Source organism: Ruegeria sp. AB5, assembly GCF_056542645.1.
The window spans coordinates 116,812-140,341 of record NZ_JBQGAE010000001.1; the positions used below are offsets into that span (position 1 = coordinate 116,812).

A 23,530-nucleotide genomic window follows, 5' to 3' on the forward strand; every position below is an offset into this window, starting at 1 on the left:
CCTTTAAGGCGCCCAGGTCAGGAAATTCCCGATCATGCGCAGCCCAACATCCTGGCTTTTTTCGGGGTGGAATTGCATGCCAAGCATTGTGTCGCGGCCGATCATGGCCGTGACGTCCTGCCCATAGTCCACGAACGCCAATCGCTGCGCCGGATCAGAGACCCGGAAATGATATGAGTGGACGAAATAGACATGATCGCCGGAATTCACACCGTGGAACACCGGATGATCGCTTTCAATAACCAGATCGTTCCAGCCCATATGGGGCACTTTCAGTGCGGCGTCAGAGGGTTCTATCCGCACCACATCACCGGCAACCCAATCCAGACCATCGGTTTCGGTGTACTCATGGCCTTTTGACGCCATCAGCTGCATCCCGACGCAGATGCCAAGGAAAGGGCGGCCTTTTTGTTCGACCGCCTCGACCATCGCGTCATAGATACCTTTGTGACCGCGCAGCTCTGCCGCGCAGGCCGGAAACGCCCCGTCGCCGGGCAAAACCAGTCGATCCGCACGGGCCACAACATCCGCGTCCGAGGTCACGACAACCTCGCCCGCGTTCAGTTCTTTTGCCATGCGTTGGAACGCTTTTTCCGCCGAGTGCAGGTTGCCGCTTTCATAGTCGATAATGGCAGTGAGCATCTATAGCGCGCCCTTGGTCGACGGTATCGCGTCCGCCTTGCGCGGGTCGGTCTCAACCGCGTCGCGCAGGGCGCGGGCAACAGCTTTGAACGCCGCCTCGGCAATGTGGTGGCTGTTGAACCCGTGCAACTGGTCGATATGCAGCGTGATGCCGCCATGGGTGGCCAGCGCCTGAAAAAACTCGCGCACCAGTTCGGTGTCGAACGTGCCAATCTTGGGTGTCGGCAGATCCACATTCCAGATCAGGAACGGACGGCCCGACAGGTCCAACGCACAGCGCACCTGCGCGTCGTCCATCGGCAGGTGGCATTCGCCATAGCGCCGGATGCCCTTTTTGTCGCCCAGGGCCTGCGTCAGCGCCTGACCCAGCGCGATGCCGGTATCCTCGACCGTGTGGTGATCGTCGATGTGGTAGTCGCCCTTGGCGCGGATCGTCATGTCGATCAGGGAATGGCGCGCCAGCTGGTCCAGCATGTGATCAAAGAAACCAACGCCGGTCTGGTTGTCATACTGGCCGGTGCCGTCCAGATTGACCTCGACCGAAATCTCGGTCTCGGCGGTCTGACGGCTGATCTTTGCGCTGCGCATGGGCGAATTCCTTTTGCTACAGGCGCGCTTATAGACGGGGTGAGGGCGGTTGATCCAGACCATCCGTCGCAATCAATGCAAACTGTTGCAGGGGATTGCGCCCGCCGCCGCCGCGTGCCAGCCTTGCGGGTAATTCGAACCAACAGGGCCAGACCATGTCCACCTGCGTTTTCATCCAGATCCGCTGCAAACCCGGCACCACCTACAAAGTGGCCGAAGACATCGCCCTGCGCGAAATCCATTCCGAACTGTATTCGACCAGCGGGGAATATGATCTGCTTTTGAAGCTCTACATTCCTAAGTCAGAGGACGTAGGTCACTATATCAACGAACACCTGCTGGTGATTCCCGATATCGAGCGATCACTGACCACGATGACCTTCAAGGCGTTCTAGCCCAGTTCAAACGTCGTGACGCCGAAAACTCGGGTCAGGTCGATGTCCGGCTCATGGTCGGAATACATGCGCGCGGTTTCAAAAACTTTGTCCAGCCCAAGCTCTTCGGCCATTGAGAAAGCCGATGCGTTGCGTTGAGGCATGTCCACAAAAACGTCATGTTCTTTGTGGTCTTCGGGAATGGCAGAAAGTACCGACGCCAGCAGCGTTCTTGCTATTTCGGTGGTATCCGCAAACAAAGGGCCAACCTTGTATCCGGTGAGACAGGGGCGCAGGGTTGCATAGCCCCTGATCCTGCCATTCTCGGTACAAACCTTGGAAACATGGCCGTAGGCGCCTACCCAATTTTGCAGGAATGCGTCTCGCGCCGCAGGAAACAGCGCGCGATCATACGCTTTCAATTCGTCAGACACGCGTGTCAGATCACTGATATGACTGTCGGGGCTGGTCTCAAGCCTGGCCAGCATCCGCTGCTTCGTCCCTGCGAAACGGTAGTTATTGTAGGCAAACGTAAAACCGGATTTGCGGTAGTTGTCCTGCTGCTCGACCACACCATCCAGACCCATGTTGCGCCCCGCGCAATGGGCCAATGCATGCTGCGCGATTTCAAGCCCATGGCCGTGATGGCGAAACTCGGGTTTCACGATGTAGAACCCCAGAAAGGAAAACCTGTCATCGTAGTTCACGGCAGAGACCGATGAGATCATCTCACCGTCCAGGAACCCACCCAAAAACCCATCCGGATCGGTCGTCCGGAAACATTCGGCATCATGCACCCCCGGGTTCCAGCCTTCGCGCCCGGCCCAATCCACGGCGTATTGAACCTCGGCTGCGGTAAGGGGGCGAATGACATAGTCCGACATGAGCAAATCCCGCGCATGATTGAAATCACGGCCAGAATGGCGCAATGCCCGGGAAAGAACCAGAGTGATTGGAAGGGTTGGTATCTGGAGCGGGCGAGGCGATTCGAACGCCCGACCCTAACCTTGGCAAGGTTATGCTCTACCCCTGAGCTACGCCCGCATCAGATACGTACATGGTCCGAAGACCTCTCAATGGAGCGGGCGAGGCGATTCGAACGCCCGACCCTAACCTTGGCAAGGTTATGCTCTACCCCTGAGCTACGCCCGCGCCGTTGAGTGAGGAGGGATGTATAAACTCCCACGCGAGGCTGCAAGCGGAAAAACACAATAGTCCGCAAAAATCTTTCGACGGAATCCCGGGTCTGGTGCGTTGAAGAAGCAGAACAGGAAACAACATGAAGGGACGAGGACAGGAAATGAGAGGTATTGCCGACATGAAGATGGCGCTGCTGGCTGCGCTGATTGTGTTCGCGAGTGTTCTGTGCGCACAGGATGGCGATCAGTTGGTCGACGCTCAGCCAACCTTCCAACACGCTCCGATCATCGAGACGCAGGTTCTGATCGGGTAGACATTTTCCCCGGATCACAGCGCCAGCAAGAGATTCGCAATCGCGGCCACAAGAATGGCCGTAAATGTCAGGACCATTCCGATCTGGCGTAAAATTACGATCTGCGGGCTGCGACCGAAGCCATAAGCATGCAGCAGGCGACCCGCCAGCAGTGTCAGACCCAGAAGGTTCAACAACAACCCACCGGCCCCCTGAAGCTCGAGCATCGCGATGAGCAGCAATGCAAAGGGTGCGTATTCGACGAAGTTTGAATGCGTCCGCATCGCCTTGAGCATGTTTGTATTGCCGCCATCCCCGTAAGAAATCTTGTCGCTGCGGCGTTGGCTGATGACTTTGAAACTTAGAGCGACATACAGAATCGCCAGCAATGCGGCGTAGATTGGGGTGATGGACAGCATATTGTTCCTCCGGTGCAAAAAAGAGCCGTCCGGTTCCCCAAACGGCCCTTGTTCCTGTAGGAAGCTAAACGTCTTATTCGAGTTCGACCAGCAGGTCTTTGGCGTCGATCTGGGTGCCGGGTTGGACGTGGACGGCCTTGACGATGGCGTCGCGTTCGGCGTGGATGCCGGTTTCCATTTTCATCGCTTCGATGGTCAGCAGCATGTCACCTTCTTTGACCTCCTGTCCGGTCGTCACAGCGACGGTTGCGACCACACCGGGCATCGGGGCACCGACATGGCCGGGGTTGCCGACCTCGGCCTTCGGGCGGGCCTGTGTCGAAGATGTGACCATACGGTTGGGCACTCGGATCACACGCGGCTGTCCGTTGAGCTCAAAGAAGACTTTGACCTCGCCCTTTTCGTCGGTCTCGCCGATGGCCTGACACCGGATTTCCAGCGTCTTGCCGGGGTCGATCTCGGCGGTGATCTCTTCGCCAGGCTCCATGCCGTAAAAGAAGGTGCGCGTCGGCAGGGTGCGGACCGGGCCATAGCTGCGATGGCGGCCCATATAATCCAGGAACACCTTGGGATACATCAAATACCCGTTCAGGTCCTCGTCATCGACCTCTTTGCCGTCCAGTTGCTTGGACAGATCGGCGCGGGTGGCTTCCAGATCGACGGCTGGTACGTCCTCACCGGGGCGCGCGGTGTTCGGCGCTTCGTCCTTCAGAACCTTTTTGATGATGGTCTGCGGGAACCCTCCAGGAGGCTGGCCGAGGTTGCCGCGCATCATGTCGACCACCGAATCCGGGAAGGCCACATCCGTATCCGGGCTTTCCACGTCTGCCCGTGTCAGACCCTGGCTGACCATCATCAAGGCCATGTCGCCAACCACTTTCGAAGACGGCGTCACCTTCACGATGTCGCCGAACATCTGGTTCACATCCGCGTACATCTGAGCGACCTCGTGCCAACGCTCTTCCAACCCCAGAGAGCGCGCCTGGGCCTTGAGGTTGGTGAACTGACCACCGGGCATCTCGTGCAGATACACTTCCGAAGCCGGAGCCTGAAGGCTGGATTCGAAGGCGGCGTACTGACCACGCACCGCCTCGAAGTAGTCGCTGATCTCGCGGATGGCTTTGATGTCCAGGCCGGTGTCGCGCTCGGTATGACGCAGCGCCTCGACCACCGTGCCAAGCGTTGCCTGGCTTGTGTTGCCCGAAAAGCTGTCCATCGCACAATCCACCGCGTCCACGCCCGCCTCGGAGGCGGCCAGAATGGTGGCGCTGGCGATGCCGGCGGTGTCGTGGGTGTGGAAGTGGATCGGCAGGCCGACCTCTTCTTTCAGCGCCCGGATCAGGATCTTGGCCGATGCCGGTTTCAGCAGGCCCGCCATATCCTTGAGGCCCAGCACATGCGCGCCTGCATTGCGCAGCTCTTTCGCCATGCCGACGTAATATTTCAGGTCATACTTGGCGCGATCGGGGTCCAGAATGTCCCCGGTATAGCACACGGTGCCTTCACAGATCTTGCCGTTCTCGACCACCGCATCCATGGCAACGCGCATGTTTTCGACCCAGTTCAACGAGTCGAACACGCGGAACACATCGATATTCTGCGACGCCTGACGCACAAACTCCTGCACCACGTTGTCGGGGTAGTTGGTGTAGCCAACCCCATTGGCCCCACGCAGCAGCATTTGCGTCATCAGGTTCGGCATTGCCTCTCGCAGGTCGCGCAGACGCTGCCAGGGGCATTCCTGCAGGAATCGATAGGCCACGTCGAAAGTTGCACCGCCCCAGCATTCAACCGAGAACAGTTGCGGCAGGTTCGCGGCATAGGTCGGCGCCACCTTGATCATGTCGATCGACCGCATCCGGGTGGCCAGCAGCGACTGGTGACCGTCGCGCATGGTGGTGTCGGTGATCAGCAGCTGACGCTGCGCCTTCATCCAGTCGGCAACTGCCTGCGGGCCTTTTTGTTCCAGCAGGTTGCGCGTCCCCATCTGCGGTTCAGCCTTCAGCGCGGGCGCTTTGGCGTCTTTCAGGTCGGCGCGAGGCTCGGGGCGGTCCTTGGTCTCGGGATGGCCGTTGACGGTGATATCCGCGATATAGGTCAGTACCTTGGTGCCCCGGTCGCGGCGCTTCTTGAAGTGGAACAGGTCCGGCGTCTCATCGATGAATTTGGTGGTGTATTCATTCGACAGGAAGGTCGGGTGCTTCAGCAGGTTCTCGACAAACGCGATGTTGGTGGACACGCCACGCACGCGGAATTCCCGCAACGCGCGGTCCATCCGGGCAATCGCTTTCTCGGGTGTGGGCGCCCATGCGGTCACCTTGGTCAGCAGTGAATCGTAATACCGTGTGATCACACCACCCGCATAGGCGGTACCGCCATCCAGACGGATGCCCATCCCGGTGGCCGAGCGATAGGCGGTAATGCGTCCATAATCCGGGATGAAATTGTTCAGCGGGTCTTCGGTGGTCACACGGGTCTGCAGCGCGTGGCCGTTCAGGCGGATGTCGTCCTGGCTGGCCTTGCCGGTGGCCTCGGCCAGTGTCTTGCCCTCGGCGATCAGGATCTGCGCCTGAACTATGTCGATCCCGGTGACCTCTTCGGTGACGGTGTGTTCCACCTGCACACGGGGGTTGACCTCGATAAAGTAGAACTTGTCGGTGTTCATATCCATCAGGAATTCGACGGTGCCGGCGCATTCGTAATTCACATGGGCGCAGATGCGGCGGCCCAGTTCGCAAATCTCGGCGCGCTGCGCTTCGGTCAGATACGGGGCAGGGGCGCGTTCAACGACCTTCTGGTTCCGGCGCTGGACCGAGCAGTCACGCTCGTAGAGGTGATAGATCTCACCTTGCTTGTCGCCCAGGATCTGAACCTCGACGTGGCGGGCGCGGGTGATCATCTTTTCCAGATACCCTTCGCCGTTTCCGAATGCGGCCTCGGCTTCGCGGCGACCTTCCAGAACCTTTTCTTCCAGCTCGTCCTCGGACAGGATCGGGCGCATGCCCCGCCCACCGCCGCCCCAGCTGGCTTTCAGCATCAGCGGATAGCCGATCTTGGCAGCTTCAGCCTTGATGGCCGCCATGTCATCGCCCAGGACTTCGGTCGCCGGGATGACTGGCACGTCCGCAGCGATCGCCACCTTGCGGGCGCTGGCCTTGTCACCCAGGGCGCGCATGGTTTCCGCCCTGGGTCCGATGAAGGTAATGCCGTTCTGCACACAGGCATCTACGAAATCGGGGTTCTCGGACAACAGACCATACCCGGGGTGGATCGCATCGGCGCCACACTCCTTGGCCACACGAATAATCTCATCAATCGACAGATATGCCGCAACCGGCCCCAGTCCCTCGCCAATGCGATAGGCCTCATCCGCCTTGAAACGGTGCAGGCCCAGCTTGTCTTCCTCGGCAAACACCGCAACAGTGCGCTTGCCCATCTCGTTGGCGGCGCGCATCACGCGAATGGCTATCTCGCCGCGGTTGGCAATCAGGATCTTGGTGAAGTCGGTCATTGGAAGTCCCGGTCTTTGTGGTTTGGCCGTGTTCATAGGTGGACAATACGTGCTCGTATATCAGTCCTTCTGGGTAGAACCGGCATGTTAACGCTCGCAAACGCCGTCTGTGATCGCATTTCTCTTAACGTCGCTGCGCCGCAGCATCAATCCTCAGGGTACATTTTGGCAATCTGATCCACGCGTGCGAGGCCCATTTGCCCCATATTGGCCAACAGATCCTGCTTCAAAATGTCGATCACATGGGTCGGGCCGCGCGAACCCAGCGCCGCCAGACCATATAGAAACGCACGCCCCAGCATGACAAAATCGGCGCCCCCGGACAGCGCGCGCAGGATATCCAAACCGCCCTCGATCCCGCTGTCGAAAATTAAAGGAAGCTCAGTCGCAGAGCGTATCGCGGGCAAGGCTTCGATGCTGGCAGGGGCAGCGTCGAACTGTCGACCGCCGTGATTCGACACCCACAGAGCGTCAGCACCCAGCTTTTGCAGCCGTTCGGCATCTTGCGGGCGCAGGACCCCCTTAATGATCAAAGGTCCGTCCCAGTGATCGCGCAACCATTTCACATAGTCTTCATCCGGTGATGTGCGCAGCAGGTATCCTACATGCGCCGTCGGCGGTAGGTCGCGCGTACCGTCATTGGCGTACTTATCCAACGTGCGCATGTGCGGAACGCCCGCCCGTAGCATACCCGTGGCCCAGGCAGGTCTTTGTGCGATTTGGGCCAACAAACGCGGAGTCAATTTGGGTGGCTGTCGCAGACCTGATCGCGTTTGCCGTTCTCTGCGAGACGCGACTGGAACATCGACGGTCAAAACCAGCGTGCCGAACCCCGCCTGCCTTGCACGGGACAAAAGGTCTTTGCGAATTTCGATATCCTTGGGCGGGTAGAGCTGAAACCAGGCATGTTCTCCGACATGTGACGCCAGATCCTCTGGGCTCTGGCTGGCGACCGTTGACAGCGAGTAGGGAATTCCGGCTTTTGCCGCGGCGCGGGCCAACAAAGTCTCAGCATTTGGCCAGACCAACCCGGACATCCCAATCGGCGCGATGCCAAATGGAAGGGGGTAGTTTTCATTTAGAAAGTCTTTACCCGTATTAAACGTCAGCTCACCATGCAGGATCGATGGCGACAGCCGCACCAAATCCAATGCGTGGCGATTACGGGCCCGGGTCGTTTCTGTTCCGGTGCCGCTGTCGACATACTCCCAGACAAAATGTGGTAGCCGCCGTCGGGCACGGCGTTTCAGATCGGGAATGCCGGGATAGGTGCTGTGCAGGTCCATGCGGATTGATCCAACCTGCGCAGTGATTCGGCAAGAGCATCACGCAGCATCGGGCGTTGCGGGAATGGGCGCAGGATTTTGAATCGCCGATTTTGGCTTTGTGTCCTCGCGGGCCAATCGGACCTGGTTGCGCCCCTTGTCCTTGGCTGAATACAGCGCATCATCTGCCGCGCGCATCAGATCCTGCGGCATGGTTCCATGCGCAGGATAGTGAGAGACGCCAACCGAAATCGTGATTCTGGGCAGAGATTTTTCGCCGTAGCGAACTGAGACCGCCTCGACCGCCTGACGCAGGGTTTCGGCGCGAGTCATGGCGTCTTCGGGGGTGTTGTCTGGCAGGATCAGCATGAATTCCTCGCCGCCGATACGGCAGGCGATTTCATCCCGGTCGCAACCCTGTTCCAGTGCGGCACCGACCGCGCGCAGTACCATGTCACCCGCATCATGCCCGTGCGTGTCGTTGAATTTCTTGAAATGGTCCACATCCACAGCAATCAGGCTCAGGGGTGCGCCGGTTTGTTGGCTGCGGTTGATCCCCTTGCGCAGGGACTCGGTCATGTGGCGGCGATTGAACAGGCCGGTCAGAGGGTCCCGCACCGACTGATCGTGCAACTGATCGCGCATCCGCACATTGGCAATTGCCATGCTGATCTGCTCGGCACTGAGTTGCGCCAGTTTTTTGCTGGCGTGAAACTCTTCGCTGCAATCCTCATGCGCACGCAGATGCAGCAAACCGACGGTTTCACCATGCGCCAGAATCGGAAAGCAAAAATAGGGCCGGCCGTCATGCGGCTCGGCATGTTCGCAGACAAAGTCGATCTCTGAGGCGCCGAATTCATACGTCCGCCCCCGCCGCAGGCCCCAGCAGCCCTCGGGGTGGATGTGCGCCTTGTGCGTTCCGCCGTTCCAGCTGGCGCAGCCATCCAGCACATCACGTGAATTGGAATAGACATAAACACTGCCCTCGGCCGCAGGCAGGATATGAGTCATGAAACGTGAGACCATGTCGAACAATTCGTCCAGCGAGCGGCTGGATTGAAGCCATTCATTTAGCTCGCCCAACAGACGGACTTCGCGCGCAAGCCGCAGCTGTTCATCCATCAGTTCCCGTTCTTTCAGCGCCCGGTTCTTAACGCTGCGCAGCTGTTGTCGGTTGCTGCGAAAGACCACGGCTGCAACAGTCAGAATCGTTCCGATCATCAGGCAGCCCACAAGCGCAAGCAGCGGTCGTATCTGCCTCAGAAAGGCAACGCGCAAGTCACTGACATCCGTGAAGAACTGGACAGATCCCAGATACGCGCCCCCATTTGTAACCGGAGCGACCGTTTCGGCCACGTCGCGAACTTGGTCAGAGCGGTCGAGCGCGGCTGTTTCCGAATGCAGCACCTCAAGTACGGATTTCTGCGATAGCGCGTAGAAAATGCGCCCCTTCAATGTTTCGCTGCGGCGGATTTCGGACAGAGCGGGCGCATGGCTGTGCGGCCCGGCCGAAGACCAGATGGCGCGTCCTGACGCGTCATAGACCTGCATTCGAAACACGTCTGTAGCGCCCAAAAACCTCTTGAGAACAGTGGCTTCGTCTGCGTTGATCTGGCCGGTCGTGAATTCGAGGTGGAAATCCGGCATCAACACCGAGATGTGACTTTCCCAAACCTCGGCGCGATGGCGCACCTCGGCCTCGATCATGCGGTCGACAAGCGGGTCTGCCCCTTTGATGGATATCCATCCCGCCAGCCCGACAACACACAACAAGCCCATGCCTGAAATCAGGCGCATAAAAAACCGCCCCTGAGTTTCTTTCTTTTGCCCATCCACCGAAACACCCCCATATTTTCTTGTCCCAAGGGTCGACGGATCTATTTGAAAATTCGTTAAGGTCCGAGCCCGTAGGCCGGACCATGAACGCTCCGTGTGCAACATTTTAGTCAAGTGTGCGCGAACAAGCCGTGAACAAACTCTTTCCCTTCGGACGCGGCTGGCGTATTTTATGCGCATGAGCAGTTTTGACGAAATGGACGCCTTCGAGGGCGCATCGCTGTCGGCAAGGGCGATGCCTGCGGCCTCGGCTGATTATCTCAACGACTTGAACCCGGCGCAGCGCGAAGCGGTCGAGCGGCTGGACGGCCCGGTGCTGATGCTGGCAGGGGCCGGGACGGGCAAGACCAAGGCGCTGACCGCGCGGATCACCCATCTGCTCAGATCTCATCGGGTGCGCGAGAACGAGATCCTGGCTGTGACCTTCACCAACAAGGCCGCGCGGGAGATGAAGCTACGCGTGGGGCGTATGCTGGGCCGCCCGGCCGAGGGGATGCCGTGGCTGGGCACGTTCCACGCGATATGCGTCAAGCTGCTGCGCCGCCATGCGGAATTGGTCGGGCTGAAATCGAATTTCACCATTCTTGACATGGATGATCAGAAGCGTGTGATTAAGCAACTGGCGGGTATGAATGGGGTCGAAGTGAGAGCTTCTACGGATCGTTGGCTGGCAGCGATCATAGACAAGTACAAAAATCAAGGCTGGAGTCCTGAGCAAGTCCCGCGCGCGCATGAAAGACTGATAGACCTCGAAACAGGACGCGAGTATTCACCTGGCGAGGCTGGAACAAGGCGTGAAGAGGTCATGTCCAGTATCGATTTTTATAAGAAATATCAGCCGCGGCTCAAAGAATTGAACGCCTGCGACTTTGGTGACCTGCTTTTGCACATGGTCACGATATTTCAGACCCATCCGGACGTGTTGGAACAATACCAGCGCTGGTTCCGCTATATCCTTGTGGACGAGTATCAGGATACCAACGTCGCTCAATATCTCTGGCTGCGCCTGCTGGCCGGGGGGCATAAGAATATCTGCTGCGTGGGCGATGATGATCAGTCGATCTATGGCTGGCGCGGGGCCGAGGTGGGCAACATCCTGAGGTTCGAGAAGGATTTTCCCGGCGCGTTTGTGGTGCGGTTGGAGCAGAACTATCGCTCGACCCCGCATATTCTGGCGGCAGCCTCGAATGTGATCCGTGGCAATGAAAGCCGGTTGGGCAAAGAGCTTTGGACTGACCGGCAAGAGGGCGAAAAGGTTCGCCTGATCGGCCATTGGGATGGCGAAGAAGAGGCGCGTTGGATCGGCGAAGAGATCGACGCGATGCAGAGCGGGACGCGTGGTGTGCGCCCGATGAACCTGGACGAAATCGCCATCCTCGTGCGCGCGTCTCACCAGATGCGGGCGTTCGAGGATCGGTTCCTGACAATCGGGATGCCCTACAAGGTGATCGGTGGGCCACGGTTTTATGAGCGGATGGAGATTCGCGATGCCATGGCCTATTTCCGGTTGGTGGTCAGCCCCGAGGATGATCTGGCGTTCGAGCGGATTGTGAACACCCCCAAACGGGGCCTTGGCGACAAGGCGCAGCAGACGATTCAGGTTGTGGCGCGGGAAAACGGCGTGTCCCTGGTCGAAGGTGCGCGGATCGCGGTCGAGAACGGGCTGATCAAAGGTAAGGGCGGTAAGGCGCTGCGTGAGTTGATCGACGGGCTGGCGCGGTGGAACGCGATGACGCGCGGGCCTCGGATCGAGGTGGATGATGACACCGTCATTGATGACGGGGTGTCTCCGATCCGCTATGGCGCGCCCGAGCATACGCATATCGAACTGGCGCAGATCGTTCTGGACGAATCCGGCTATTCCGCCCATTGGCAGAATGAGAAGACGCCTGAGGCTCCGGGGCGGTTGGAAAACCTCAAGGAGCTGGTCAACCAGCTGGACAATTTCGAGAACCTGCAAGGGTTCCTGGAGCATGTCAGCCTGGTCATGGACAACGAACAGGACGGGGACCGGGCCAAGGTCTCGATCATGACGCTGCATGCGGCCAAGGGGTTGGAGTTTCCCGCCGTGTTCCTGCCGGGGTGGGAGGACGGGTTGTTCCCGTCGCAGCGGTCTATGGATGAGACTGGGCTCAAAGGGCTCGAAGAGGAACGGCGGCTGGCCTATGTCGGTATCACCCGCGTCGAAGAGGTCTGCACGATTTCCTTTGCGGCCAATCGCCGGGTGTTCGGCCAATGGCAGAACTCGATGCCCTCGCGGTTTATCGACGAACTGCCCGAGGATCATGTTGAGGTTCTGACGCCGCCGGGCCTGTATGGCGGGGGGCAGCCCTCGGCAGGTATCGAAACCCGTGCGGCTGAGGCGAATGTCTATAACTCACCCGGTTGGAAGCGGTTGCAGGCGCGGCAGGGGCAATATGGCATGTCGCAACCAAGCGAAAGCCGCAACACGGTGATCGACGCAACCGCGGTGGCCAGTTTCACGCTGGGCGAGCGGGTGTTTCACCAGAAGTTCGGCTATGGCGCGGTGACAGGCATCGAAGGTGACAAGGTCGAGGTCGATTTCGACAAGGCTGGCGTCAAGAAAGTTGTCTCGCGGTTTTTGTCCGCCAAGGACGACGTTCCGTTTTAACCAAAAGGAATGCGCCTGACGGCGCATGCCCGATATTTTGAAAGGCGCTTTTGTGGGCGCCTTTTTCTGTGTCGAAAAACGAAAAACGGCGGTTTCCAGGGAGGAGGAAGGAAACCGCCGTTCTTTTCAACACCAGGGCAGGGAGGAGGAGAGCCCCGATGTATCCGAACCCGGGTTTGATCCCGGTATGAGGAAGACGCGGCGACGTCAGGGAGGAGGAAGACGTCGCCGCGCACTTTCAACACCGGACAAGGGAGGAGGAGATGCCCGGTGTATCCGTATCCGGCATCATGAGGCCGGTAGAAGGTGCGACAGCATCAGGGAGGAGGTAGATGCTGCCGCAGATTACAGACCCCAAAGGGAGGAGGAGGGGTCTGATCTCTTGTATTCCTGGTGCGCTTAGCGCGCGGTAAAGTCGTCGGCTGCCTGGCGAGCGATGCCCCGGATCATGGCCCGGCTAAGGCCCAAATCATTCAGTTCGCGGTTCGAGAGCGAAGACAGCTCGTGAACCGTCTGCCGATACAGGCGGTAGCGGGCAAAGCGTGTCTTTGCGGCCTCGACAAAGGTGCCGAAGCTGCCGATATGTGCGCTTTTCAGCGCAGAGGTGTTGGTTGCGACTGCCATTTCCGAAATCCGTTCATTCTTGTGTCTGCTGACCGGTGCCAGCGTTTGCTTGAGATTGAAAATAGGTGAATGCTGCGATTGCACAATGGGCGATGTCGTCAATGCTGCTATGCAGCAAATGCATAGATATCATGGAGTTGGCTGTTCTTGCCTTGGATCGCCATGAAATATTGGGCTTTGCGGCCTCGGTCGGTGCTGTGTCAGGCGTGAGCGGATTTGTTAGCGCAATCGGACTGCCTGAACTTTGGGCGGGGTTTTCTAAAGTTTGTGCGCTTTAAAGTGGGATTGTTTCAGCCGTGCTCACGGTTTTTGTTCAGAGCGGGCGTCATATGGGAATTCATGGGCGGGCGTGATTTGGGCAGTTTGGCCTTGGTTTGGAGCGCTCGATTCGTGAATAATTGCTTTGGAAACACACAGTGAGCTATCTGAATTGCGCAAATTTGGCATATTTCTGGGAAATTATGGGTAAGAGTGGGTTCCGTACAATTCAACCACATATTGGGTATGTTTCTCAATATGCGTCGATATAGTGTGTTTCAGTGGCTAAGCTCGGAGCGAATTTCCAATCACTCTTCAGTAAATCAGAGTAATACCGCAAAAAAACCTGTTGATTTCCATGATTTCCCATGTCATCCCTTATGCATCCGATGAGGACGAGGCAGCAGGGGCACCAAACGACCCCAACCAAAAATAATCAGGTTTCATACAGGCATCTCGCTTTCATCAACCAAGAGATCCGGCGCGCGGGCGAGCAGACATCCCCCCAGGTGGCGCGTGCAGCTGGACATCCCGCAAAGCGGGTCAATGCGGCGGGTTGATCAGTGGCAGCAGATCAACCCGCCGTTTTTCATCCGGGGGCGTGAATTTCAGGTGGGGCGCAAGCGAAAGGGACAGTCGTCTTGGCGCGCAGGTTTAGAGGTGAAAGCCACCACAAGGTGGATGCGAAGGGCAGGGTCTCGATCCCGGCCTCGTTTCGCCGTGTGCTGGAAGCTTCGGACCCCAATTGGCAGCCCGGTGACAATCCTGAGCTTGTGATCGTCTACGGCGACCACCGCCGCAAATACCTTGAATGCTATACCATGCAGGCGATCGACGAAGTCGACGCCAAGATCGATGCGCTTCCGCGCGGCTCGATGGAGCGTAGGATGCTCCAGCGTATGTTCCATGGTCAGTCCTTCCCGACCAATGTGGACGAAACCGGGCGTCTGGTTTTGCCCGCCAAGCTGCGCAACAAGATCGACCTGGAGGGTGAGGCCTTTTTTATTGCTGCCGGTGATACATTCCAGATCTGGAAGCCCGAGACCTATGAGGTCGAGGAACTTGCCAAGGCTGAAGAGTGGATGGACGATCTGCCGGATGATTTCGATCCGATGGTCTATCTTGATGGCGTCGGGGACGCGTGACGGCATGTCCGGCGCTGCCTCCCCTTCCGACAAACCCCATATTCCTGTTCTGCTGCGCCCGTTGCTGGCCGCAGTGGCTCCTATATCCGGCGTTTGGCTGGACGGTACCTTTGGCGCTGGCGGATACACGCGCGGCTTGCTTAAGGCGGGGGCTAATAAAGTCATCGCTGTGGATCGTGATCCACTTGCCTTTGAAATGGCCGCCAACTGGGCGGGGGGATTTGGCGACCGGCTGGTCATGCAGCCCGGCGTTTTTTCGCGGATGGACGAATACGCGCAGGATCTGGACGGGGTTGTTCTGGACCTTGGCGTATCTTCCATGCAGTTGGATCTGGCCGAGCGTGGGTTTTCCTTCATGAAGGATGGCCCCTTGGACATGCGGATGAGCCAGGAGGGGGAAAGTGCCGCCGATCTGGTCAATACCGGAACCGAGGCACAACTGGCTGACATCTTGTTCCATTACGGTGAAGAACGCGCCAGCCGCCGGATTGCCAAGGCCATTGTCAAAGCAAGAGCCGAAGAACCGATCACCACGACGCTGCGACTGTCCGAGATCATCGAATCCTGCCTGCCCCGCCCGAAACCGGGACAGTCTCACCCTGCGACGCGCAGCTTTCAAGGGCTGAGGATCGCAGTGAATGCAGAATATGAAGAGTTGTTTCAAGGCCTTATGGCGGCGGAGCGCGCATTGAAGCCGGGTGGGCAACTGGCCGTCGTGACCTTTCACTCCATTGAGGACCGAATGGTCAAGCGGTTCTTCCAGTCTCGGGCCGGCAAGACCGGCCGTGCCAATCGTTATGCACCCGAGATGGCACAGGAACAGCCGCAATTCACGCTCAAGACCCGCAAGGCCGTGGGTCCTGACGCGGAGGAATTGCAGGAAAACCCGCGCGCGCGGTCGGCCAAGCTGCGTGTGGCAGTGCGGACCGAGGCTCCGGCAGGGGATATTGATGCCCGTGCCATTGGGATGCCGCAAATTGGGGGAAGGGCAAGATGAAGAGTATTCTGTATGTGTTGACCGCCTTGTCCGTTTTTGGATTGGCCTTGTGGGCTTATCAAGAGAATTACCGCACGCAGCAGGTTGTGAAGGAAACACAGAAACTGCAGCGCGAGATCGGCATGGCGCAGGTCCGGTTGGCAGTCCTGAATGCGGAATGGGCCTATCTGAACCGACCGGATCGCCTGCGCGAACTGGCCGATCTGAATTTTGAACGTCTGGGTCTGCTGCCCCTGCGCGCGGAACAATTCGGTCGTGCGGATCAAATCGCCTATGCCGAGGACCCGGATCTGCCGATTGTCGATCCGATTGAATTGCAGGCCATCACCAACATTCAGGCTTTGGGTGAGGTGCAGGTTCCATGACACGCACGCCTCTGCGCCCTCTGGCCCGAATTCTTGACGCGCGTGCCCGGGGCGAGAACCCCAAGGCCATTGAGCGCGAAAACATTCGCCAGCGCCACGAACAGATGAAGGATCGATCCCGCGCCCGGGCCGAAGGGCGTTTGCTGGTGCTGGGCCTGTTCTTCTTTTGCGCGTTTTCGGTTGTGGGTGTTCGCATGGGCATGCTGGCCACGTCCGAGGCACAGGAACCACTGGCCAGCGCCCCCGGGGCTGCGATTGCCATGCAGCGCGCCAATATTGTCGACCGTGAGGGGCGCATTCTGGCGACCAATCTGGATACCTATTCGGTCTATGCGCAACCGCCCCTGATGATCGACCCGATTGCAGCGGCGGATCAACTGGTGGCGATTTTCCCCGATCTGGAAAGAGAGCGTCTGGTCAAGGATTTTACCGGCAATCGCAAGTTCCTGTGGATCAAGAAACGGATCTCGCCCGAGCAGAAGCAGGCGGTTCATGATATCGGTGACCCGGGCATCTTGTTTGGACCACGCGAAATGCGTCTTTATCCGAATGGCAAGCTGGCGGCGCATATCCTTGGCGGTTCGGGCTTCGGGCGCGAAGGCGTCAGTGCGGCCGAGGTGATCGGCGTTGCCGGGGTCGAGAAGAAGTTTGACGACTATCTGCGCGATCCGGCCAACGGCAACAAACCGCTGCAACTATCGCTGGACCTGACCATTCAGGCCGCCGTGGAACAAGTTCTCTATGGTGGCATGAAGATCATGAACGCCAAGGGCGCGTCGTCGGTTCTGATGAATGCCCATACGGGTGAGGTGATCTCGGCTGCATCCCTGCCGTCATTCGACCCAAATGACCGCCCACGCCCGCCGACATCAGGTTTTGATCCGTCCGACAGCCCTTTGTTCAATCGCTACGTACAAGGTGTGTACGAACTGGGTTCGGTCTTCAAGATTTTCACAGCCGCACAGGCTGTGCAGCTTGGGTTGGTGAATTCGGACACCATCATCGACACTTCCGGCCCAATGAAAATCGGTCGCTTCCCGATAGGCGAATTCAACGGCAAGAATTATGGCAAGATCAGCGTCGCAGACGTGATCGTCCACAGCTCGAACCGGGGCACCGGGCGTCTGGCCTTGCAGATCGGCTCCAAACGGCAGCAAGAGTTCCTGCAAACTTTGGGCATGTTCGAAGCCACGCCGTTCGAGATTGTCGAGGCCACAGGCGGAGCGCCGCTCAAACCCAAGAAATGGGGCGAGTTGAGCACGGTGACCATTTCCTATGGTCACGGTCTTTCGACCAGTCCAATGCATCTGGCGGCGGGTTATGCTGCGATTGCCAATGGCGGGCACTACGTGAGCCCCACAATCCTGCGTCGCAATGGCCCTCAATACGGTCCGCGCGTGATGTCCGAAAACACGGCGCGCCAGGCGCAAAAGATGCTGCGCAAAGTGGTGACCGATGGCACCGCAAGCTTTGCCGAGGTCAAAGGCTATGATGTGGCGGGCAAGACCGGCACCGCCGACAAGCCCAAACCGCGTGGCGGTTACTATGATGACAAGGTGATTGCCACTTTCGCGACCATCTTCCCGGCCTATGATCCGAAATATGTGCTGATCGTCACCTTGGACGAACCCTCTATCGTGGCCCATGGCGAAAAGCGCCGGACCGCGGGCTGGACGGCAGTGCCGGTTGCCGCCGAGTTGATCGGGCGGGTTGCGCCGCTTTTGGGTCTGCGTCCCCGTCTTGAGCCTGAGGCGGGCGCTGCTATAACCCTGACCTCGAATTAGGGTGCCGGAGAACAGGTGGGTCATGGGCGCAAGGACAAAGAAACTCAGCCAACTGGCCCTGACTGCACGCGGCGGCGCGAATCCCGATATCACCGGGCTGGCCGTTGATAGCCGTGAGGTCAAAGTCGGTACCCTGTTCGCTGCACTGCCCGGAACGCGGGTCCATGGCGGCGCGTTCATCCCGTATGCCCTGCGCATGGGGGCCGCCGCAATCCTGACCGATGCCGAAGGGGCGCAAATTGCAGCGGCTGAGCTGGCCGCGTCCGACGCCGCCCTGATCGTGGTCGAAGACCCGCGTCAGGCCCTCGCCGGGTCGGCAGCACTTTGGTTTGGTGCGCAACCACAGACCATTGTCGCGGTCACCGGAACCAACGGCAAAACCTCGGTTGCCACCTTCGTCCGTCAGATCTGGGCCGAACTTGGCCACGCTGCCGTCAACCTTGGCACCACGGGCGTCGAAGGCATTTGGACTGCGCCGCTGACCCACACCACGCCCGAACCGATCACCCTGCATCGCTGTCTGGCCGAGGCCGCCGAGCACGGCGTGACCCATGCGGCGATGGAGGCCTCTTCGCATGGGCTGGAACAGCGGCGTCTTGATGGCGTTCAGTTGACCGCTGCCGGATTCTCAAATTTCACGCAGGACCATCTGGATTATCACGAAACCTTTGAGGCCTATTTCGCGGCCAAGGCCGGCCTGTTCGACCGGGTGCTGCCGCAGGATGGAACGGCCGTCATCAACCTCAGCGATCCCAAGGGTGCGCAGGTGCGCAAGATCGCGGAAGCCCGGGGACAATCGGTGCTGACAGTCGGGCTTGGAGAGGCAGACCTTTGTCTTATGAATCAACGCTTTGACGCGACCGGGCAGGATTTGCGATTTTCCTGGCAAGGCAAAACTTTCCAAACCCGTCTGAACCTGATCGGAGGCTTTCAGGCCGAAAACATTCTTCTGGCCTGTGGTCTGGTCATCGCTGCAGGCGACGTGCCCGAACGGGTTTTCGAGACCCTGCCGCATCTGACAACGGTCCGAGGCCGCATGCAGTTGGCGGCAACACGGGACAACGGGGCTGCGGTATTCGTGGACTATGCCCACACGCCCGATGCGGTTGCCACGGCTTTGAAGGCGCTGCGCCCGCATGTAATGGGGCGCCTGATCGCCATCGTCGGCGCAGGCGGAGATCGCGACGCCAGCAAGCGTCCGCTGATGGGTCGGGCGGCAGCCAACCACGCGGATGTTGTCTTCGTCACCGATGACAACCCGCGCAGCGAGGATCCGGCCACCATCCGGTCCGCCGTTCTGGACGGTGCGCCAGAGGCGACGGAAATTGGCGATCGGGCCGAGGCCATTCTACGCGGTGTTGACGCGCTGCAACCCGGAGACGCGCTGTTGATCGCAGGGAAAGGGCATGAAACCGGCCAGATCGTTGGCGATCAGGTTCTGCCCTTTGACGATGTGGAACAGGCAAGCATTTCGGTGGCCGCTCTGGACGGGAGGGTGGCATGACACTCTGGACTGCGGCCGAGGCTGCCGACGTCACCGGTGGTCGCGCGACGACGGATTGGTCTGTGGGGGGCGTGTCGATCGACACCCGGACCTTGCAGCCGGGCGACCTGTTCGTTGCGCTCAAGGCCGCGCGCGATGGCCATGATTTCGTGGCGCAGGCGCTGCAAAAAGGGGCAGGCGCGGCGCTTGTATCCCATATTCCGCGAGGCGTGCCCGAGGATGCGCCGTTGTTGATTGTGGATGATGTGCAGGTCGGACTTGAGGCGCTGGGGCAGGCGGCCCGCGCCCGGACCGAGGCGCGCGTGGTGGGGGTGACCGGCAGCGTCGGCAAGACGTCGACCAAAGAGATGCTGGCGACCATCCTGGAAACGCAGGGCAAAACCCACGCCAGCGTCGCCAGCTACAACAATCACTGGGGCGTTCCGCTGACACTGGCGCGGATGCAGAAGGATACGGAATTCGCTGTGATCGAGATCGGGATGAATCACCCGGGTGAGATTGCCCCATTGGCGCGCCAAGCCCGCCCGCATGTCGGTTTGGTAACAACCGTCGCCGCTGTTCATCTTGAAGCCTTCGATTCCGTTGCGGGCATTGCCCACGAAAAGGCGGCCATCTTTGAAGGGCTGGAATCCGGTGGCGCGGCGATCGTGAACGCCGATATCGAGCACGCGGGGATTCTGCGCCAGACCGCTCAAGACCTCGGCGCGGGGATTGTGGAATTTGGTCGGAAAGCTGCCGATTACAAACTGATCGATGTGACCGCCGGACCTGACTCGATTCAGGCTGAGGCCGCGGTTGGTGACACGATGTTTGTCTTCGAAGTCCAATCCGCCGGAACCCATTTTGCGATGAACGCGCTGGGTGCCTTGGCCGCTTGTGTTGAGCTGGGCGTTGAACTGGAACCGGCCATTAAGGGCCTGAGTCAATGGTCTCCGGTGAAAGGGCGCGGTGTCCGAGAGACCTTGTCGCTGGCAAGCGGCGGTCAGATCGAACTGCTGGATGACAGTTATAACGCCAACCCGACCTCGATGGAGGCTGCGCTGAATGTGTTGGCCGCATCAAACGGCGCCCGCCGGATCGCCTTTCTGGGCGATATGAAGGAACTGGGCGCGCAGGAAATCGCTATGCACGCGGCCATGGCGGATGTGCACGCTATGAAGCGGGTCGATAAAGTCCATTGCATTGGTCCGTTGATGCAGGCGCTGCACGAGGCTTTGCCGGATGCCAGGCGCGGGATGTGGTTTGAAACCAGCGCCGAGATGGCTGAACACCTGCCGGACTTGATCCAAAACGGCGATACCGTGTTGGCGAAAGGCTCGCTCAGCATGGCGCTGGCCCGGGTTGTTGACCGCTTGCGGAAAATGGGGCAAGGGGGCGCGCTTGAAGGGTAACGTGCCCGTGTGCCGCGTGTGAGAAAGGTATTGCAATGCTGTATTGGTTGACGGCTCTGTCGGACGGAGGGGATTTCTGGAACCTCTTCCGCTACATCACCTTCCGCGCGGGTGGCGCATTTCTGACCGCTCTGATCTTTGGGTTTCTCTTCGGAAAGCCATTGATCAATGTTTTGCGTCGCAAGCAGGGCAAAGGTCAGCCAATCCGCGATGATGGGCCAGAGGGGCATTTTACCAAGGCCGGAACGCCGACCATGGGCGGTTTGCTGATCGTCGGCGCGCTGGTCACGTCAACGCTGATCTGGGCGCGTTGGGACAATCCTTATGTCTGGATGGTGCTGTTCGTAACTCTGGCCTATGCGGCGATTGGCTTTGCAGACGACTATGCCAAAGTGTCGAAACAGAATACCAAGGGCGTATCGGGCAAGATGCGTATGGCTCTGGGGATCATCATCGCTGTATTGGCGGCGCTTTGGGCGTCCCTGCATCATCCCGAAGCTTTGCAGAACCAGTTGGCCGTGCCGATCTTCAAAGACACGCTGGTCAATCTGGGCATCTTCTATATCCCGTTTGCAATTGTGGTGATCGTTGGGGCGGCAAATGCCGTGAACCTGACGGATGGTCTGGACGGGCTGGCGATCATGCCCGCAATGATTGCGGCCACGACGCTGGGGATCATTGCCTATGCTGTTGGGAGGGTGGACTTTACAGAATATCTGGACGTGCATTACGTGCCGGGAACGGGTGAGATTCTGATTTTCACCTCGGCCTTGTTCGGTGGCGGTCTGGGTTTTCTTTGGTACAACGCGCCGCCTGCGGCGGTGTTCATGGGCGACACCGGATCGCTGGCGCTGGGAGGGGCATTGGGCGCAATTGCTGTGGCGACCAAACACGAGCTGGTGCTGGCCGTGGTCGGTGGCCTGTTTGTGGTCGAAGCGCTGAGTGTGATCATTCAGGTTCTTTACTTCAAACGCACTGGCAAGCGGGTGTTCCTGATGGCACCGATCCACCACCACTACGAGAAAAAAGGTTGGGCCGAACCCACAATCGTTATCCGGTTCTGGATTATCTCACTGATCCTGGCGATGATCGGACTGGCAACGCTGAAAGTCCGGTAACGCTCCCGCCAGGTTCGGAGGACCTGCGGTCCCCCTGCCACCTGTTGGGCCCGGCTCGCGCTGATGCGCGAGCCTGACAGCGCCCTTGCCTTCGTGATTTTCTTCGGTGCAGTGTGGCGCCCGAATTCCGGATTAAAAAGAAGGTGGACGGCATGATCCCGGTCAAAGGTTTCTCAGGGCAAAAGGTTGCCGTTTTGGGGTTGGGTCGTTCCGGATTGGCCACGGCACGGGCCTTGCGTGCGGGTGGCGCCGAGGCGATCTGCTGGGATGACAATCCTGTTGCGAAGGACAAGGCGGAAGACGAGGGGTTTCGCTGTGTTGATCTGCGCCGCCAAGGGGCGTTTGATGGGATTGCCACGCTGATCGTCTCGCCCGGTATTCCCCATCTCTACCCACAACCCAACCCGGTGATCGCTGCTGCGTTGGAAGCCGGAGTACCCGTGGATAACGACATTGGCTTGTTCTTTCGGTCATTCGCTGGATCGGAATGGAACAATTTCGACACCCCGCCGCGTGTGATCGCGGTGACCGGGTCGAATGGCAAATCGACGACGGCCGCGCTGATCCACCATATCCTGACCGAGGCCGGCCGCAGCGCACAACTTGCTGGCAATATCGGACGCGGAGTACTGGATATCGAACCCGGTGTAGACGGGTCAGTCGTGGTGCTGGAACTGTCCAGCTATCAGACCGAATTGGCCCGTGCCTTGACGCCGGATGTGGCGGTTTTCACCAACCTGTCGTCGGATCATCTGGATCGCCACGGGGGGATGGGCGGGTATTTTGCGGCCAAACGGCGCCTGTTTGCCGAAGGGGGGCCGGATCGCGCCGTGATTGGTGTGGATGAGGTCGAAGGTGCGTTTCTGGCCGGACAACTGGCCGAGGGGCCTGCCGACGACCGGGTAATTCGTATTTCGGTAACCCGCAAATTAAACGGGCCGGGATGGCAGGTTTTTGCCCGCAAGGGGTTTTTGTCGGAGTATCGAAAGGGGCGGCAGACCGGATCGATCGATCTGCGCACCATCAAGGGTTTGCCGGGAGCGCATAACCACCAGAACGCCTGCGCCGCATATGCGGCGTGCCGGTCGCTGGGCCTGGCGCCGCGCGTGATCGAAGACGCGCTGCACACGTACCCGGGCCTTCCACATCGCAGCCAGATTGTCGCCGAGGCGGGTGGAGTGACCTTTGTGAACGACTCCAAGGCGACGAATGTGGACAGCGCGGTCAAAGCCCTGAGCGCTTTCAAAAAGATCCGCTGGATTTGCGGCGGGTTGGAAAAGGAAGGTGGAATCGCGGCCCTGAACGAGGGCACGGATCAGGTGATCAAGGCCTACGTGATCGGGCGCGAAGCAGCGAATTTCGCCATGCATTTGGCGGTCGAGGCAGAGGTCTGCACAACGATGGCCACTGCGGTCGAACAGGCAATTGCGGACAGCGAGGCTGGCGAAACGGTGTTGTTGGCCCCTGCGGCGGCCAGTTTCGACCAGTATGACAATTTCGAGCAGCGCGGGGATGACTTTACCACCCAGGTTCAAAAGCACTTGCAGCGCTAGTGCATTTGCAATTGCTCGCCGTTTACGCGACAGTCGGCGGGGTTCGGCTTGACGCCGCTTAAGAATTTGTTTTGCTTTTCGGAAATTCAACA

The 23,530-nt window shown here is 59.1% G+C and carries 19 protein-coding genes and 2 tRNA genes; 11 read left to right on the plus strand and 10 right to left on the minus strand.

Annotated features, from left to right (window positions below):
• Positions 1 to 3 precede the first annotated feature (3 nt).
• Together hisH and hisB are read right to left on the minus strand one after the other, a co-directional pair.
• A complete protein-coding gene (hisH, locus tag ACR0L4_RS00655; RefSeq protein WP_480509799.1) occupies positions 4 to 642 on the minus strand; it encodes an imidazole glycerol phosphate synthase subunit HisH in 639 nt (212 codons plus the stop codon).
• Positions 643 to 1,230, minus strand: a complete 588-nt coding sequence (gene hisB, locus ACR0L4_RS00660; RefSeq protein ID WP_480509801.1) for an imidazoleglycerol-phosphate dehydratase HisB — start codon at positions 1,228 to 1,230, stop codon at positions 643 to 645.
• Between the two features lie 155 nt (positions 1,231 to 1,385).
• On the opposite strand from hisB, the gene ACR0L4_RS00665 reads away from it, so the two are divergent.
• Positions 1,386 to 1,625 (plus strand): Lrp/AsnC ligand binding domain-containing protein, encoded by a 240-nt coding sequence (locus ACR0L4_RS00665; RefSeq protein WP_480509803.1) that lies wholly within the window; start codon positions 1,386 to 1,388, stop codon positions 1,623 to 1,625.
• Here ACR0L4_RS00665 and ACR0L4_RS00670 read toward each other — a convergent pair.
• The 3 genes from ACR0L4_RS00670 to ACR0L4_RS00680 form a co-directional block, all read right to left on the minus strand.
• Entirely contained in the window at positions 1,622 to 2,488 is an 867-nt protein-coding gene (locus tag ACR0L4_RS00670) for a GNAT family N-acetyltransferase (RefSeq protein WP_480509805.1), read from the minus strand. The genes ACR0L4_RS00665 and ACR0L4_RS00670 overlap by 4 nt on opposite strands.
• 85 nt (positions 2,489 to 2,573) lie before the next feature.
• A tRNA-Gly gene (locus ACR0L4_RS00675) sits at positions 2,574 to 2,648 on the minus strand.
• Positions 2,649 to 2,681: 33 nt separating this feature from the next.
• A tRNA-Gly gene (locus ACR0L4_RS00680) sits at positions 2,682 to 2,756 on the minus strand.
• 148 nt (positions 2,757 to 2,904) lie between these two features.
• Between ACR0L4_RS00680 and ACR0L4_RS00685 the strand changes: the two genes are divergently transcribed.
• Positions 2,905 to 3,057, plus strand: a complete 153-nt coding sequence (locus ACR0L4_RS00685; RefSeq protein ID WP_480509807.1) for a hypothetical protein — start codon at positions 2,905 to 2,907, stop codon at positions 3,055 to 3,057.
• A gap of 14 nt (positions 3,058 to 3,071) precedes the next feature.
• Here the strand turns inward: ACR0L4_RS00685 and ACR0L4_RS00690 are convergent, their stop codons facing one another.
• From ACR0L4_RS00690 to ACR0L4_RS00705, 4 genes are all read right to left on the minus strand, one after another.
• Complete coding sequence (locus ACR0L4_RS00690; protein ID WP_480509810.1) at positions 3,072 to 3,455, minus strand: MAPEG family protein; 384 nt, start codon at positions 3,453 to 3,455, stop codon at positions 3,072 to 3,074.
• Between the two features lie 73 nt (positions 3,456 to 3,528).
• Positions 3,529 to 6,966, minus strand: a complete 3,438-nt coding sequence (locus ACR0L4_RS00695) for a pyruvate carboxylase (RefSeq protein ID WP_480509812.1) — start codon at positions 6,964 to 6,966, stop codon at positions 3,529 to 3,531.
• Between the two features lie 146 nt (positions 6,967 to 7,112).
• On the minus strand, positions 7,113 to 8,252 hold the full coding sequence (locus ACR0L4_RS00700) for an alpha-hydroxy acid oxidase (protein WP_480509814.1): 1,140 nt from the start codon (positions 8,250 to 8,252) through the stop codon (positions 7,113 to 7,115).
• 39 nt (positions 8,253 to 8,291) lie between these two features.
• On the minus strand, positions 8,292 to 10,028 hold the full coding sequence (locus tag ACR0L4_RS00705; protein ID WP_480509816.1) for a sensor domain-containing diguanylate cyclase: 1,737 nt from the start codon (positions 10,026 to 10,028) through the stop codon (positions 8,292 to 8,294).
• 217 nt (positions 10,029 to 10,245) lie between these two features.
• Here ACR0L4_RS00705 and ACR0L4_RS00710 point away from each other — a divergent pair, with 217 nt between their 5' ends.
• Positions 10,246 to 12,699, plus strand: a complete 2,454-nt coding sequence (locus ACR0L4_RS00710; RefSeq protein ID WP_480509818.1) for an ATP-dependent helicase — start codon at positions 10,246 to 10,248, stop codon at positions 12,697 to 12,699.
• A gap of 399 nt (positions 12,700 to 13,098) precedes the next feature.
• Here the strand turns inward: ACR0L4_RS00710 and ACR0L4_RS00715 are convergent, their stop codons facing one another.
• On the minus strand, positions 13,099 to 13,323 hold the full coding sequence (locus tag ACR0L4_RS00715) for a DUF1127 domain-containing protein (protein ID WP_170748331.1): 225 nt from the start codon (positions 13,321 to 13,323) through the stop codon (positions 13,099 to 13,101).
• 899 nt (positions 13,324 to 14,222) lie between these two features.
• On the opposite strand from ACR0L4_RS00715, the gene mraZ reads away from it, so the two are divergent.
• The 8 genes from mraZ (at position 14,223) to murD (ending at position 23,438) form a co-directional block, all read left to right on the plus strand.
• A complete protein-coding gene (gene mraZ / locus ACR0L4_RS00720; protein WP_170748332.1) occupies positions 14,223 to 14,726 on the plus strand; it encodes a division/cell wall cluster transcriptional repressor MraZ in 504 nt (167 codons plus the stop codon).
• Between the two features lie 4 nt (positions 14,727 to 14,730).
• Positions 14,731 to 15,723 carry a 16S rRNA (cytosine(1402)-N(4))-methyltransferase RsmH gene (gene rsmH / locus ACR0L4_RS00725; RefSeq protein ID WP_480509821.1) on the plus strand — a complete coding sequence of 331 codons (993 nt, stop codon included), beginning with the start codon at positions 14,731 to 14,733 and terminating at the stop codon, positions 15,721 to 15,723.
• A complete protein-coding gene (gene ftsL / locus ACR0L4_RS00730; RefSeq protein ID WP_170748333.1) occupies positions 15,720 to 16,088 on the plus strand; it encodes a cell division protein FtsL in 369 nt (122 codons plus the stop codon). Before rsmH ends, ftsL begins: the two co-directional genes overlap by 4 nt.
• Positions 16,085 to 17,872 (plus strand): peptidoglycan D,D-transpeptidase FtsI family protein, encoded by a 1,788-nt coding sequence (locus tag ACR0L4_RS00735; protein ID WP_480509823.1) that lies wholly within the window; start codon positions 16,085 to 16,087, stop codon positions 17,870 to 17,872. Before ftsL ends, ACR0L4_RS00735 begins: the two co-directional genes overlap by 4 nt.
• A gap of 22 nt (positions 17,873 to 17,894) precedes the next feature.
• On the plus strand, positions 17,895 to 19,376 hold the full coding sequence (locus ACR0L4_RS00740) for a UDP-N-acetylmuramoyl-L-alanyl-D-glutamate--2,6-diaminopimelate ligase (RefSeq protein ID WP_480509825.1): 1,482 nt from the start codon (positions 17,895 to 17,897) through the stop codon (positions 19,374 to 19,376).
• A complete protein-coding gene (locus ACR0L4_RS00745; RefSeq protein WP_480509827.1) occupies positions 19,373 to 20,767 on the plus strand; it encodes a UDP-N-acetylmuramoyl-tripeptide--D-alanyl-D-alanine ligase in 1,395 nt (464 codons plus the stop codon). Before ACR0L4_RS00740 ends, ACR0L4_RS00745 begins: the two co-directional genes overlap by 4 nt.
• A gap of 35 nt (positions 20,768 to 20,802) precedes the next feature.
• The gene (gene mraY, locus ACR0L4_RS00750) at positions 20,803 to 21,885 is read left to right on the plus strand and encodes a phospho-N-acetylmuramoyl-pentapeptide-transferase (RefSeq protein WP_170748337.1); all 1,083 of its coding nucleotides are present in this window, start codon (positions 20,803 to 20,805) and stop codon (positions 21,883 to 21,885) included.
• 152 nt (positions 21,886 to 22,037) lie between these two features.
• Positions 22,038 to 23,438 (plus strand): UDP-N-acetylmuramoyl-L-alanine--D-glutamate ligase, encoded by a 1,401-nt coding sequence (gene murD / locus ACR0L4_RS00755; protein ID WP_480509830.1) that lies wholly within the window; start codon positions 22,038 to 22,040, stop codon positions 23,436 to 23,438.
• Positions 23,439 to 23,530 lie beyond the last annotated feature (92 nt).

Bases quoted from the DNA above. Each gene is read 5' to 3' on its own strand.
- hisH (WP_480509799.1), bottom strand. From the start codon at position 642: ATGCTCACTGCCATTATCGACTATGAAAGCGGCAACCTGCACTCGGCG.
- hisB (WP_480509801.1), bottom strand. From the start codon at position 1,230: ATGCGCAGCGCAAAGATCAGCCGTCAGACCGCCGAGACCGAGATTTCG.
- ACR0L4_RS00665 (WP_480509803.1), top strand. From the start codon at position 1,386: ATGTCCACCTGCGTTTTCATCCAGATCCGCTGCAAACCCGGCACCACC.
- ACR0L4_RS00670 (WP_480509805.1), bottom strand. From the start codon at position 2,488: ATGTCGGACTATGTCATTCGCCCCCTTACCGCAGCCGAGGTTCAATAC.
- ACR0L4_RS00685 (WP_480509807.1), top strand. From the start codon at position 2,905: ATGAGAGGTATTGCCGACATGAAGATGGCGCTGCTGGCTGCGCTGATT.
- ACR0L4_RS00690 (WP_480509810.1), bottom strand. From the start codon at position 3,455: ATGCTGTCCATCACCCCAATCTACGCCGCATTGCTGGCGATTCTGTAT.
- ACR0L4_RS00695 (WP_480509812.1), bottom strand. From the start codon at position 6,966: ATGACCGACTTCACCAAGATCCTGATTGCCAACCGCGGCGAGATAGCC.
- ACR0L4_RS00700 (WP_480509814.1), bottom strand. From the start codon at position 8,252: ATGGACCTGCACAGCACCTATCCCGGCATTCCCGATCTGAAACGCCGT.
- ACR0L4_RS00705 (WP_480509816.1), bottom strand. From the start codon at position 10,028: ATGCGCCTGATTTCAGGCATGGGCTTGTTGTGTGTTGTCGGGCTGGCG.
- ACR0L4_RS00710 (WP_480509818.1), top strand. From the start codon at position 10,246: ATGAGCAGTTTTGACGAAATGGACGCCTTCGAGGGCGCATCGCTGTCG.
- ACR0L4_RS00715 (WP_170748331.1), bottom strand. From the start codon at position 13,323: ATGGCAGTCGCAACCAACACCTCTGCGCTGAAAAGCGCACATATCGGC.
- rsmH (WP_480509821.1), top strand. From the start codon at position 14,731: ATGTCCGGCGCTGCCTCCCCTTCCGACAAACCCCATATTCCTGTTCTG.
- ftsL (WP_170748333.1), top strand. From the start codon at position 15,720: ATGAAGAGTATTCTGTATGTGTTGACCGCCTTGTCCGTTTTTGGATTG.
- ACR0L4_RS00735 (WP_480509823.1), top strand. From the start codon at position 16,085: ATGACACGCACGCCTCTGCGCCCTCTGGCCCGAATTCTTGACGCGCGT.
- ACR0L4_RS00740 (WP_480509825.1), top strand. From the start codon at position 17,895: ATGGGCGCAAGGACAAAGAAACTCAGCCAACTGGCCCTGACTGCACGC.
- ACR0L4_RS00745 (WP_480509827.1), top strand. From the start codon at position 19,373: ATGACACTCTGGACTGCGGCCGAGGCTGCCGACGTCACCGGTGGTCGC.
- mraY (WP_170748337.1), top strand. From the start codon at position 20,803: ATGCTGTATTGGTTGACGGCTCTGTCGGACGGAGGGGATTTCTGGAAC.
- murD (WP_480509830.1), top strand. From the start codon at position 22,038: ATGATCCCGGTCAAAGGTTTCTCAGGGCAAAAGGTTGCCGTTTTGGGG.